The sequence below is a fragment of the Streptomyces sp. NPDC001890 genome, from assembly GCF_042891445.1.
Classification (GTDB): domain Bacteria; phylum Actinomycetota; class Actinomycetes; order Streptomycetales; family Streptomycetaceae; genus Streptomyces.
In genome coordinates this window covers 462,409-473,917 of sequence record NZ_JBIATE010000003.1, presented here as the reverse complement: position 1 = coordinate 473,917, position 11,509 = coordinate 462,409, and the positions used below count along the sequence as shown (strand labels likewise).

Annotated in this window: 12 protein-coding genes and 1 pseudogene; 3 read left to right on the top strand and 10 right to left on the bottom strand. The window is 65.9% G+C overall.

Annotated features, from left to right (window positions below):
• Nucleotides 1-401: 401 nt before the first annotated feature.
• The 4 genes from ACFYY1_RS13545 to ACFYY1_RS13530 all read right to left on the bottom strand — a co-directional run bounded on the left by ACFYY1_RS13545 (nt 402) and on the right by ACFYY1_RS13530 (nt 6,340).
• Complete coding sequence (locus tag ACFYY1_RS13545; RefSeq protein WP_388584258.1) at nt 402-1,325, bottom strand: hypothetical protein; 924 nt, start codon at nt 1,323-1,325, stop codon at nt 402-404.
• A 416-nt stretch (nt 1,326-1,741) separates the two neighbouring features.
• Entirely contained in the window at nt 1,742-2,326 is a 585-nt protein-coding gene (locus tag ACFYY1_RS13540) for a hypothetical protein (RefSeq protein ID WP_388584256.1), read from the bottom strand.
• A 1-nt stretch (nt 2,327) separates the two neighbouring features.
• Nucleotides 2,328-4,001: a DEAD/DEAH box helicase family protein gene (locus ACFYY1_RS13535; RefSeq protein WP_388584255.1), complete on the bottom strand. Its 1,674-nt coding sequence runs from the start codon at nt 3,999-4,001 to the stop codon at nt 2,328-2,330.
• Entirely contained in the window at nt 3,998-6,340 is a 2,343-nt protein-coding gene (locus tag ACFYY1_RS13530) for an ATP-binding protein (RefSeq protein ID WP_388584253.1), read from the bottom strand. Before ACFYY1_RS13530 ends, ACFYY1_RS13535 begins: the two co-directional genes overlap by 4 nt.
• Nucleotides 6,341-6,605: 265 nt before the next feature.
• On the opposite strand from ACFYY1_RS13530, the gene ACFYY1_RS13525 reads away from it, so the two are divergent.
• Entirely contained in the window at nt 6,606-6,737 is a 132-nt protein-coding gene (locus ACFYY1_RS13525) for a hypothetical protein (protein WP_388584250.1), read from the top strand.
• A 6-nt stretch (nt 6,738-6,743) separates the two neighbouring features.
• Here the strand turns inward: ACFYY1_RS13525 and ACFYY1_RS13520 are convergent, their stop codons facing one another.
• Nucleotides 6,744-7,517 carry a very short patch repair endonuclease gene (locus tag ACFYY1_RS13520; protein WP_388584248.1) on the bottom strand — a complete coding sequence of 258 codons (774 nt, stop codon included), beginning with the start codon at nt 7,515-7,517 and terminating at the stop codon, nt 6,744-6,746.
• Nucleotides 7,514-8,806 carry a DNA cytosine methyltransferase gene (locus ACFYY1_RS13515; protein WP_388584247.1) on the bottom strand — a complete coding sequence of 431 codons (1,293 nt, stop codon included), beginning with the start codon at nt 8,804-8,806 and terminating at the stop codon, nt 7,514-7,516. The genes ACFYY1_RS13520 and ACFYY1_RS13515 overlap by 4 nt, the downstream gene beginning before the upstream one ends.
• 178 nt (nt 8,807-8,984) lie before the next feature.
• Here ACFYY1_RS13515 and ACFYY1_RS13510 point away from each other — a divergent pair, with 178 nt between their 5' ends.
• Nucleotides 8,985-9,695, top strand: coding sequence for an Eco29kI family restriction endonuclease (locus tag ACFYY1_RS13510; protein WP_388584244.1), 711 nt, complete (start codon nt 8,985-8,987; stop codon nt 9,693-9,695).
• 66 nt (nt 9,696-9,761) lie between these two features.
• Here ACFYY1_RS13510 and ACFYY1_RS13505 read toward each other — a convergent pair whose 3' ends face one another.
• From ACFYY1_RS13505 to ACFYY1_RS13495, 3 genes are read right to left on the bottom strand one after another with little or no spacing between them, the layout of a single operon-like run.
• Nucleotides 9,762-9,863, bottom strand: a complete 102-nt coding sequence (locus ACFYY1_RS13505; RefSeq protein ID WP_388584242.1) for a hypothetical protein — start codon at nt 9,861-9,863, stop codon at nt 9,762-9,764.
• Nucleotides 9,864-9,897: 34 nt separating this feature from the next.
• Entirely contained in the window at nt 9,898-10,149 is a 252-nt protein-coding gene (locus ACFYY1_RS13500) for a hypothetical protein (RefSeq protein WP_388584239.1), read from the bottom strand.
• Nucleotides 10,064-10,453 (bottom strand): recombinase family protein, encoded by a 390-nt coding sequence (locus ACFYY1_RS13495; protein WP_388584237.1) that lies wholly within the window; start codon nt 10,451-10,453, stop codon nt 10,064-10,066. Before ACFYY1_RS13495 ends, ACFYY1_RS13500 begins: the two co-directional genes overlap by 86 nt.
• A 23-nt stretch (nt 10,454-10,476) precedes the next feature.
• Between ACFYY1_RS13495 and ACFYY1_RS13490 the strand changes: the two are divergent.
• Nucleotides 10,477-10,781: pseudogene (locus ACFYY1_RS13490) on the top strand (aminotransferase class I/II-fold pyridoxal phosphate-dependent enzyme); the annotation flags it as partial.
• A gap of 86 nt (nt 10,782-10,867) precedes the next feature.
• On the opposite strand, the gene ACFYY1_RS13485 reads toward ACFYY1_RS13490, so the two are convergent.
• A complete protein-coding gene (locus tag ACFYY1_RS13485; RefSeq protein WP_351254320.1) occupies nt 10,868-11,428 on the bottom strand; it encodes a YbjN domain-containing protein in 561 nt (186 codons plus the stop codon).
• Between the last annotated feature and the right edge of the window lie 81 nt (nt 11,429-11,509).

Here is an 11,509-nt window from a genome sequence, read left to right as displayed (position 1 = left end):
GGACATCGGATGGTTCCGACGGAAGACCGGCGCTGTGGCGACTGCGGGAGCGGGATTCATGCTGGGGGTGGGGGTGATGCTGGTTACTCCTGGAGGGAGTGGCGGCGAGGCGATCACAGCCGAGCACGCCGGAGCCTCCTCCACCTGCCAGACCGCGGGAAACTAGCTCTGGCAGGTACGCCAACGTGGGCCCTACCGGGGGAGACGCGAGCTCTCGGTCGGGCCTTCGTGTCCGGCGCGCTGCGCCTCGGCGAGAGGGGCACCTGAGCAGGCGGCGCGCCGCCGTACGAAACATCATTCGAGAGCTGGCTCGTCGCGACTCGACAGCGGAAACAGATCGGAAAATAGTCGGAACGTGCACTCGCTACATGTGCTCACATCAGGCGAGCAGGACTGGGTTTTCAGTCCAGTTGACGCGCCGGGCATGCAGCTGGGTCGCACGCGTGCCGAATCGATGCGGTGGAGTGATCGAGGCGCAGCACCACTGCCATCTCGCAACCTTGCGTCATACCTGCAGACATGACTTGCGTACGGACGCTGGAGAGCTGGGCGGCACTCGTATTGCGCCGTACGGTCAGGACGCCTGAGCCGTCGTCCATCGTGAAGTTCCTGGACATGGGTGCCAGGCGGAGGCCCAGGTACCAGGTCAGCCACGAGTGCACGATAACCCCGCTACCGCGGAGGATTTCCCGGTCCACCCTCAGCCGTACACCGACGACCTGGCCAGTGTCGTCGGTCACCATATGGGAGAGCCTCTGCGGTTCCTTCTCCTCCATGGGCACCGCGCCCCTCTCGACGAGATCGATCCGGCCGTCCGAGGTCATGCCGATCCTGTCGCTGATAAGGCACTGCTGCAGCCGTGCGGCACTCACTGGATACGACCGTGCGGTCAGCGCGAACAGTTCCGACCGGTTCAGCGGGCCATGTTCGCCGAGCACTTCGAGCATCGCTTCCAAAGCATTGCTGTGACTGCCGGCCTGCGGAAGCGACCACTCGCTAAGCGCCCAGGTCCCCTCGGGCCGGAGAAGACGAAAGCGATCATCTCTCCTTAGCGCCTCCGCGACGACCCGTTCCCCCTTGCCGCCGATCGCCACACTGATCGTGTCGGCTCGGCGCGGCTCTCCTTCGTCGGCCAACCAGAGGTAGGCAGCATCGCGGCCCTTGGCTCGGCGGCGCACCCAGGCTCCTGCCGGCCCCCGGGTCAGAGGGCTGCGTGGATGCGTGAGAATGCTTTCCAAGGGCACGGAATCTGGGATGCCCTGTGCGGCTGCCAGCTCCTTGAGCTCCTCTTCTCGGAAGGGCGCCCGTGCGATCAGCTCTCTCACGTACGGCTCCAGCGCCGCCTCGTTCGAAGCCCACAGCCCGGCCACCGTACCGGCCCAGGTTCGGCACTCATGGAGCCCGATTCCCCGTAGGAGGATGGACCGCATGACCCCACTGGGGTCGTCCTTCAAGTCGTTGGCCAACGAACCCTCCGAGACGAACCCGCAGGAGGAACGTCGGGCAGCGATTTCCTCGCGCCACTCGCCCCCGATTAGATCAGCCTTGGACAACACCCGTTCCTCCGCGACCGCCATCACCTGACGGGCACGTTCTCGGGATACTCCGTGAGAGCGCCCGATCGGCTCCAGTGGCTCCCCGGCATGACGCCTCGTGAGCATGTCCCGTTCACGGCCATCCAAGCCGCTGTTCCAGATGCTCAGGAGCCATGATTCGCGGGTTGGCGTGACGGACACAGCCTTCACTCCCCTGTCGCGTGCGTGATCCGCAGGCCGCAGCGCTCCGCGAGGCGCAGGTTCGCTGTTTTCACCTCCTGCGGGATCGGGGCCACGAACGCGCTGACCACGCAGAGGGTCCAGGGGGTGGTATCTCCGTCAGCTTCCGCACGCAAGGCGGCCCACGCCAAGTGCTTCAGATCTCGCTGCGGCCCCCACGTGAAGTACATCTCCTCTGTCTCACCTTTGCGGAGTGTTACTCGGAGGGGCTTGATGCGGCGTGTCTCCAGATCCGGTGTCCATTCCGCTCCGAGCGCCTGCTTCACGAGCGTACTCACCCCAGCCGCTGGGTTCGGGACCAACTGGGCGTACTTCCCGATTCCGTAGACCGCCCGGGCGTACTCCTTCATGGGCCGGTCCTTGATCCAGTGGCGAACTCCCTCGGGGTCCTTGAGGTAGAGGGCTAGCCGTTCGCCGATCTCCGGCGACCTCGCCCACCGGTTGTATATCGGGGTCCGCTCACTGTCCGTGAGGAACGTCCAGTCTTTCTCGGCCGCCTCTGCGTAGAGCAAGCGGACGATCTCCATCTCGACGTCGCGCGGGATGGCCATATCAGTAGATCCCCCCTTGGGATGGGAACTGCAACTTCACTTCGTCCGCAGCTGTCTCGAGGTCCGCCGCGTCTTGGATCCAGTGGTCCAGCAGGCTGCCCGCAGTGGTGTCGTTGAACTCGATACTCGACGCCGACGCTGGCAGCCGCTCCATCACCTCGGTCTCCGCCGCTTCCAACGCTCGTCGCAGGTCCAGGGTCGCGGCGACGCGCCTGATGTCCGTCACGAAATCGAGCACTCTCAGGGCACGCTTCCCTGGACTCAGCCTGAGTCCGCGGCCGAGCTGCTGTACGAAGATGCGGCGACTGTGCGTGACACGCAAGAACCCGATCAGGTTCACGTCCGGGACGTCGACTCCTTCGTTGAACACGTCGACGCAGGTGATGATGGGTACGCGCCCAAGTCTGAACTCGTTCAGCAGCATCTGACGGCGCTGACGCGGCAGACCGCTGTGCAGGAAGGACGCGTTACCCCAAGCCTGGTCCGAGGCTGCTAGCAGGGATGCCATGCGCTCGGCGTGCTCAATTGTTTGGCAGAACAGAATCGCCCGCGGGTCGGCGGTCTCCCGCCATGCCTCCCGGAAATGCTCGACGATCTCCTCGTCGCGCTGCGGCAGGAAGAGGGCGCGGTTCAACTCCTTGATGGAATAACCGTGTTCGCTCGCCTCCCGAACGGCATCCCAGTTGATGTTGTCGACGAAGAGTCGGTAGTCGATGGCGGAGAGGTACCCCTCCGCCATTCCGCTCGCGATGCTCATGGTGAAGCTCGGGGGGCCGAATCGCGCGGTGATGTCGAACTTGTCACCGCGCCAGGGCGTCGCGGTGACACCGAACTTCGCCGCATCTCCGCACAGATCCAGCAACTCTGCAAATCGCCCGTTCTCCCCGACGTGGTGCGTCTCATCGATCATCACAAGATCCGGGCGCCACCCTGCACGCGTCAGACCGAGGACCGACTCGACGGTACCCACGAGGACTCCGTCGAGTGCGGTGGGCTTCGTGTCACCTGTGACGAGCCGCGTCGGTGTCGACTTGTCCAGGTGTCGCCATAGGGCCCGCTCCAGCTGTTCGACCAGGTCCTTCATGTGGGCAGCGACAAGGACGGGGGCGCCGGGATTCCTCGCTAGGTGCCGGTGGATGGTCTCCCCGCCCACCACCGTCTTACCAAGCCCTGTCGCGAGGATGAGCAGCGCCGTGCCATGGCGGGTCAGGTCCCTCTCGATCGCGTCCGCCGCCTCCCGCTGGTACGACCTCAGTTCGTACGTGGCCGGCACTCTTGGGGGCATGCGCTCCCAGATCTCCGCGAGAGTAGGGCCGTCCCACACGCCTACCTCGATACCCACGGAGGCCAATGCATCACGCCGGGAATCCGCAGTACGGTTCAGACCGGTGTTCGTGACGAGTACGGACCTATCCGCTCGGTAGCGCGTCCTGGCGCGTTCGATGTCGTCGATCCCCTCCCTGCCGACCGGCCCACGCGAGGACCACTTGCATTGGAATACCCATTGCTCTCGGTCCCTCACCGCGAGCAGGTCCGCCCCACCGTCGCCCGCCCCGTCGACCACCCTGACGTCGGAGAACCCGAGGTGCCACAGGGCCCTCTCGACAGCGTGGGTCAGCCCGTTCGGGCCTCCCGCGAGGAGTTCCTCGGCGGAGAGAAAGCCACCCTTGCTCATCCCTCGCCCGCCAGCTCGTCGGCCAAAAGCCTGACACTCAAGCGGGTGCGCTGGAGCTGGACCGGGTCCGTGACGCCGCTGCTGCTGAAGCCCGTCACTGTGGCCACGTCGGTCAGGTATCCAGCTGTCCGAGCGAGGCTCAACCTGCGGGCCGACGGTGACGAGACTGAGACGTACGGTCCGGAGAAGACATTCCCGTCCATAAACGCCTCCGGCCAGGATTCGAGCAGCTTGACGATGAACAGTGCCGGGGCGTGGATGATGAACTCGGCGTTCTCGCCGAGCAGCTGGGTGCTGGCCACGCGCCCGCTGGCGATCAACTCGTTCTCCGTCGCGGTGAGTTCGTCCGGGGAGAGCAGTTCGAAGGCGCGCGCGGGGTCTTGCTCGGCCTTCGCGGCCATCCGCTCCCGGATGTCGGACAGGAGTTCCCGCGCCTCCGCCCCGACCGTCTCGACACGGTTCACGCTGTCTGGGAGACACTCGGCGCGCAACCCGACGACGAGGCTGGAGAGGGTGAGGCGGCTGTCCGTCTTCACTTTGAGGACCGAGGCGATTTCCACGAGCAGCAGGTCCGACTCGTCGATTCCGTGACGCGCGAGACTCTCGTGCTCGGGGTCGATGAACGCGGTGGCCCGTCGCCCGTCCCGCTGAACCAGCAGGATCGGTGTCTCCTGACCGTGGTCGTCTTGGAGTCGTGTGCCGTGCAGACGACGCGCGTCGATACTCAAGAAGGCGCCAAGGCTTCGGAGCCCGAAGTCTTTCGAGAGGCGGGGTACCGACACCGAGTTGGCCGAGTAGCGGTCTATCCGCTCCTGACTGGTCTCCCTGGTCGGCCTCTTCGGCTCGGGGGTGGGTGGGGCGATGTCCGGCTGTCGATCCTCCGAGGACTTCGCGCCTAGGCCCAACGCCTCCAAGACCGCCTGCTCGTCTGGCTGGGCAGGTGTGTGCTGTTTCGCTCGGTCGACCTTGGCCTTCTTGCCCAGCCCATCGTGGCGGACGACCGCGTCCCACCAGATGGCATCCGTCTGGTATTCCTCATCCCCTCTGTGGAATCGGTCCGCCCACCGCCTGGTCTCCTCGTGGATGGGGCGCGACCCGTCTCCGGGCGTCAGGTAGCGGAGCCCCGCGTCGTTTCGACGGAATCCCTTCACGAGCTTCGCGAGGTGACTGTTGTTCTCCGGGTAGCCCGCGTCCCTCGCTTTGTTGGGCAGGAGGGGGCCCACCCCCCTCAGCAGCTGCACGGCTCCACGCCAGCTTCGGTCGCTGTACTCGAATGCGTCCTTCTGGTACGTGACTGGCACGTGGTCCAAGTGGATCTCCCCGATCAACCGTCCACCTTGGTTGGCCAGTTCGATCGGGTACTCGATGTCGAGAGCAGCGAGCGGGTTATCCGGATTCTTCCACTGGAAGAGGCTCTGATCCCACTGAAGGATCTTGCGGCCGTTCCTGAGGAAGTCGATTCCGAACTCCCTCTTGTGCAGGTGCCGCTGGACTCCCAACCATCCATGAATACGACGCTCTCTGGGCACCAGCCTGCTGCCGTCACACTGACCACAGACCTCGTCGCCAGGGTGCTGCCAGTTGCCGCAGTCCAGGCACGCTGCGGCGTCTTCGAGCCTCTCATCGATGGCGATATAGGCCGGGATCTTCTCCGCCTTGGCGCCTGTTCCGAACGTCACGTACCGATCGTCACCCCACCGGCAATGACGGCGCGGCTTGACCTTCTTGCCCTGCACCCACAGTTCGAACGGCCTGTTGTCGAGGATCCAGGAATAGACCCGTCCGAGGGTCTGTCGCAGGTTCGCTTCGTTCCGGCGCAACCAATCCGCGCGAGCCGGGTGCAGACGGCTGATCTCGATCCTCGTGCCGTGCTCGTTCGGGTCGACCTTCGGCTCGGTGATGTCATCCGCCTCGAAGTCGTCGCCGATCCTGTCCAGATCGATTTCGACGCCAATCCACTCAGGATCACCCGCACGCGTGGTGAGAACCCTGGTACGTCGCCCCAACCGGGCAGTCGAGACGTTGAACCCCATCCCGAACAGCCCGAGCTTGTCGAAGCGGTCGTTACTCGACCAACCCGCACGTACCGCGTGCTCGAGCGTCTCGTAGCTCATCCCCCGGCCGGTGTCCATGATCACGACCTGCGCCTCGCTGGACCTGATCGAGGAGCTGGGCAGGCTGACACTCACCCTGAAACCGCCGGCCCAGGGGATTCCCAGCCTCGTGATCTCCGTGAAGTCGTCGAAGGCATTGTCGAGCAGCTCCGCTACGCACTGCCACTCGTCGAACTCGATCTCGCCCAACATCCGAAGGATGCGTGCTGACGGGGTGATCTTCATTCCTGCTCCTCCCATGGTCACGCCCTCGGCGTGCCCCCCTCGGGCCATGTGCATTGAGGTCGACGGCTGCGGCGGCAACCCCGACGATCGTGACCGCTTCGATGGTAGAGGCGGTCACTGACAACCGTCTCGGGTTCGAGGACTCGTTCGCGCCACCCCCAGGACCGCGGGGGCGGTCCCGGTTCCACTCCCCGTGGCATCCGGGGAGGATGATTCGAGAGCCCGCTGAGGTGACCGTGGCGGGGGCGGGATCATCAAGATCCCGATGGATGTCTTGGTTGGGGCCGGCCTGCGCATCGGCGAGCGGTTGCTCGCTTTCAGCGACGGCGACGGCCGGATCACTCTGCGGCACGCTACAGACGTGGTCGAGGACCTGCTCCGCGACGGGACCCTGTAGCCCGCGTCACTGACCGCGTACCACCGCGATGACGCGCTGAGCGGCGTCGACGGGGTCCTCGTGCTCCCAGATACGGATAACCATCCACCCAGCTTCGGAGAGGCGACGGTTCGTCTCCTCGTCCCGCGAGCGATTGACCTCGATCTTGTCGCGCCAGAACTCAGGATTTCGAGTCGTCGCCGGCCTGTGATGCTCCGGGCACCCGTGCCAAAAACAGCCATCCACGAACACCGCCACGCGGGCCTTCGTGAACACAAGGTCCGCGGTACGACGCAGGTCGGGTAGCGGCCGCGCTGATACGCGGTACCGCAGCCCCTCACGATGGATGAGAGAGCGGAGTCTGAGCTCAGGACCGGTGTCTTTGCCCCTGTTGCCGCGCATCGACGCGCGAACCGCGTCCGATGAGGCCCACGAGCCCTGCGGCACGGGTCGGACACCCACAAGTCCCTTCTCCGCCGCCGCTTCCCACCCGGCGACGAGGTTCGCCGCTCGGGTGTCGTTGTCGACTTGCCCGAGGTACTTGGCGGGCGAACGGCCTTTGTCGGACCACCGCAAGTAGGCGCGAATACGTCGTGTGTGGGGCAGCACTTTGAGTTCGACGGAGGCGAGAGCGTAGCGATCGTCATCCAGACGGACGTAGCGCCCTTGGCGACCGCCGGCCGCGCGGTCCTGCTCGGCCGCCAGAGCTACTCGGCTTCGACCGGCTCGGCCTTTCCAGGCTCGCGTCGGCGGCGGTTGATCGTTCCAGCCACTCTGCCTGCCACGCTGCGAATCGGTCACGATCGCGATTCCACGTCATCCAGTGCTGCGTGAATAGCCTTCGCGAAGACCTCTCCCAGGCGTACCGGCACGGCGTTGCCCAGCTGACGCATCCGCTCCCCGCGCGGCCCCATGAGGTTCCACTTGTCGCCGAACGTCATGACGCGCGCGGTCTCCCGGACGGTCATGTATCGGTGGATGTAGTCCAGGCGCCCGGTCTCCTGGTTTCGCTCGCGCTTGTCCAGGAGCATCACGGACTCGCCGCCTGGGACACCATGCACGCCGGCCTTCACGGTCTTCGCTGGGTAATCCAGCATGTTCGGCGTGTGGCCCTGGTAGATCCTCGCGCCCGGCCACCCGATGTGGTCAGGGAAGCCCTGCGGCGTCTTCTTGTCCAACTGCTCCAAGTTGATCTCAGGCAGCCCGACCAAGGCGTCCCTCAGTGTCAGCCATGGGGCCAGGGACTCCCCTTCGTCGAGGTGGAGCTCTTCCTGTGGGTAGAGGCGCCCGACATCATCACGGACATGCTTCTCGACGGTTCGGTGCCGGTCCCAGTAGGTGTGATCGCGGAAGGACTGGACCAGAGACCGCTTGGAGTGTGTCTCCTTGACCGCCTCTCGGAACTTCTCCTGATCCACGCCGAGGTCGGCCCGGAAGGCTACAAGGATGACGCGGTTCCGGATCTGCGGCACCCCGTAATTGGCGGCGTTCACGGGGAATTCGAGAACGTCGTACCGCTGCGTCGGGTCCGTGTCCTCCGCCTTCAGCCGCTCCTGCAGCTGCCGATCGTGCTCCTGCCAAGTCGCGCCAGCGCGCTTCACGAAGGGCAGCTCCAGCTCGCGCTTGATGTAGTGGAAATACGGGGCGAAAGACTGACGCAGCAAGCCGCGGACGTTCTCACAGAGGACCGCCTTTGGCCTGATCTCCCTCACGGCCCGGAACATCTCGGGGAACATGTTCCGCTCGTCCTCGTCACCCTTGGCGACGCCGCCGAGACTGAACGGCTGGCACGGCGGGCCGCCGGCCAGGAGGTCGACCTCGCGCTCCCCCAGGTAGGTCATGTTCAGCTTGCGTACATCGCCCATGACCAGCGGCGTCTTGTGCTTGTCGGTCTTCTCCTCCCCGTCCTTCAGTTCCTCAGGGACGGGAGGACACGACCCTTCCGGGTAGGCCACGAAGTCGTTCTCCTTCAACGTCTCGCACGCCCACTTCGCGTACTCATTCACGAGGAGATGACGGAAGCCGACGTTCGTGCCAGCCTGCACCAGCCCACCACCTCCGGCGAACAGTTCGACCGACGTCCGTGCCATGTTTCACACTCCTAGCAGATCAGTACGGGTAAAACCATACCGCGGAGTGAGTGATCATGTCGCCATTCTGGCCAAAATCTTCACCATGTGGCGACTACAGTTCCTTCGATGACCCACGTCTCCCCGACCGTCGCGGACCGAGACAGAGGCAGACCGAGCCCAGCGAAGGAGCCGTCCCGTGACCGAGCCCAGCGAGCGCGGCCTTCGGGATCCATCCGCTGAGTCCGGGCGTGACCGCATCTACGACCCGCTCCGACGCGAGAACCTCGGGCGGAGCGTGCTCTGGGCCCTGGTGTCGTCGAAGCCTGTGTCCCTCGGTGACATCCCCAACTTCCGCGGCTCCGGCATTTACGCCATCTATTACGCGGGACCCAACAAGCTATATACGCGTATCTCCTCCGCGAAGTGCAACATACCCATCTACGTGGGCAAGGCCGATCCAGCGGGTAGCCGCAAGGGCCAGAACGTGGGCGCGGCGTGGGAAGGTACGAAACTGCGGGACCGACTCAGGCAGCACGCCCGCAAGATCGGCACTGCTCTAGACCTCGAACTCAGCGACTTCTTCGCGCGCTACCTTCCCGCCGACGATCTCTTCACGCCCATGGCTGAACGACTGATGATCAGCGACCTGCAACCCGTATGGAACGTGGTGCTGGAAGGGTTCGGAGTGAACCAGCAGGGGGCAGGGCGCGAGGACAAGCAGCTTCGGCCGAAGTGGCACGAGGTGCACCGCGGTATCGACTGGGCGGATGGCATGCCCGCACAGCCCGGGGGACCGGAGCCTTTGCGGACAGCGATCGTCGCTCACTTGGAGCGCCATGGCACAGCCCCTTCCTCATCCGACGGCGAACCAGGTCAACCCGGCCTGACAGATCTCAGCCCGATCTGACGGCACGATGCTCGCCCCGCCCGGCCATGGGCCTGATCCGCCTGTGCGCGGTCGCCTCCGAGCCCTTCACCCCGACCACGGCGGTTCTTCACGCTTGCGGATGCCCCGGCTGTGCAGGTTCTTCGCGATGGGTGCCGGGCCCTCGCCCTTCAGGTAGCGGTCGAACACCTCCTGGACGATCTCGGCCTCTCCTCGATGATCGTCATGCCGTCCTTGGCGTAGCGAACCGCCGCACGCCGCCCTGCGGCTTGCCCTCCCGCGCCCGGTCCTGCATCGCGGACTTCAGCCGCCGCGAGGTGTCGTCGGAGGAGCGGCAGGCGTGCGCGACCTCGATGCGGAGGATGAAGCGGTCCTCGGGGTCGGCGAGGTCACGACGGTTCGCCTCGCCGTGGAGGGTGATCGCGTGGTCGTCGGAGAGCTGGAGCAGCTCCTCCAGGTCCCGGGGCTGCCGCATGAGCCGGTCGGGATGGTAGGCGATGACGTGCCGGAAGCCACGGGTTCCGGGCCTCGTTCAGCAGGCGGTCCCAGCCGGGCCGCTTCCGCTTGCGGCTCCAGGCCGAGCGGCTGTTGTCGACGAAGACGTGGGCGGGGTTGATGACCAGGCCCCGGCGCTCGGCGATCTCGCGGCAGATGCGCTCCTGGCGGTCGAGGCCTGTCTGGTCGTCGTCGTCCGCCTGGGATATGCGGCAGTAGACCGCCGCCGGCTCACCGGCGACGCTGGCGCTGGGGTTGCCCCTGGTGGGCTTGCTGCGCGACACGCGAATGAGTGTACGAACGAGGTCTCGGCTGGGTCACCGCGAGCGCCCCGCCGACCGCAGCCGTCCGGACGCCAAGCAGTACCTGCCCTATGTCAGCGCGGGCCCGTTCCAGTACGCGATCGCCGAGGCACTGCGCCTGCCGGACTCCTACTTCGACGACTTCCGCGCCGGCCTGCGCCGCCGGCGCGACCTGCTCGGCGACGGACTGCGCGCGGCCGGGTTCGAGGTCTACCGGCCCGACGGCACGTACTTCATCACCACCGACATCGCCCCGTTCGGCGAGAAGGACGCCTACGCCTTCTGCCGCACTCTCCCCGAACGCTCCGGCGGCTGGCGCCCTGAAACGCCGCCACCCCGGGGCGGCGGTCACGAGGACCGCCGCCCCGGGGTGGGGTGTCACCGCCGTACGAGGGCTCAGGCGCTCGGGGGGACCGGGTCCCCGCCGTCCGCCTTCTCCTCGGCCGGGGTCAGGCCCAGGCGCTCCTGCAGCCACTTGTCGAACTCGATCGAGGCGCGCACCCAGCTGACCGTCGACGAGACGAAGTGCTCCAGGCTGACGCCCGTACCGATGAGCATCTGCGCCTCACCGATCAGACGGACCGAGACCTCGGTCTCCTCGGAGCCCTCCTCGGGCTCGTGGGTGTGCGTGTAGACCTTGGGCCACAGCGTGCGGCGGTTCCAGTCGTCGATCGCGTCGAGCAGGACGGGGCGCTGGTCCGCGGCGTGCGGGCGGTCGTAGAACGTACGGACCGAGAAGACCTGCTGCTCGTCCTCGCCCCGGAACATGAAGTACGTCCGGAAGTCCTCCCACGGCGCCGCGAGGTCGCCCTCGTCGTCGACGACGAACTTCAGCTCCATCTGTTCGAGGAGCTGCTTGACGAGGTCCTGGTCAGGGACAACGGGGCCCTCGGGTCCTGCCGCCTGCGGTTCGGGCTGGCCCCCGAAATTCGGAATCGAGGACGGATCGATAGACATCGCTGGGTACTCCTGTGGATCGCTCGTGGTTTCCTGCCGACGACCCTAGCCGCGTTTCGCCGCCAAGGGGGTCCAGGGACC

Bases quoted from the DNA above. Each gene is read 5' to 3' on its own strand.
- ACFYY1_RS13540 (WP_388584256.1), bottom strand. From the start codon at position 2,326: ATGGCCATCCCGCGCGACGTCGAGATGGAGATCGTCCGCTTGCTCTAC.
- ACFYY1_RS13535 (WP_388584255.1), bottom strand. From the start codon at position 4,001: ATGAGCAAGGGTGGCTTTCTCTCCGCCGAGGAACTCCTCGCGGGAGGC.
- ACFYY1_RS13530 (WP_388584253.1), bottom strand. From the start codon at position 6,340: ATGAAGATCACCCCGTCAGCACGCATCCTTCGGATGTTGGGCGAGATC.
- ACFYY1_RS13525 (WP_388584250.1), top strand. From the start codon at position 6,606: ATGGATGTCTTGGTTGGGGCCGGCCTGCGCATCGGCGAGCGGTTGCTC.
- ACFYY1_RS13515 (WP_388584247.1), bottom strand. From the start codon at position 8,806: ATGGCACGGACGTCGGTCGAACTGTTCGCCGGAGGTGGTGGGCTGGTG.
- ACFYY1_RS13500 (WP_388584239.1), bottom strand. From the start codon at position 10,149: ATGCGGCAGCCCCGGGACCTGGAGGAGCTGCTCCAGCTCTCCGACGAC.
- ACFYY1_RS13485 (WP_351254320.1), bottom strand. From the start codon at position 11,428: ATGTCTATCGATCCGTCCTCGATTCCGAATTTCGGGGGCCAGCCCGAA.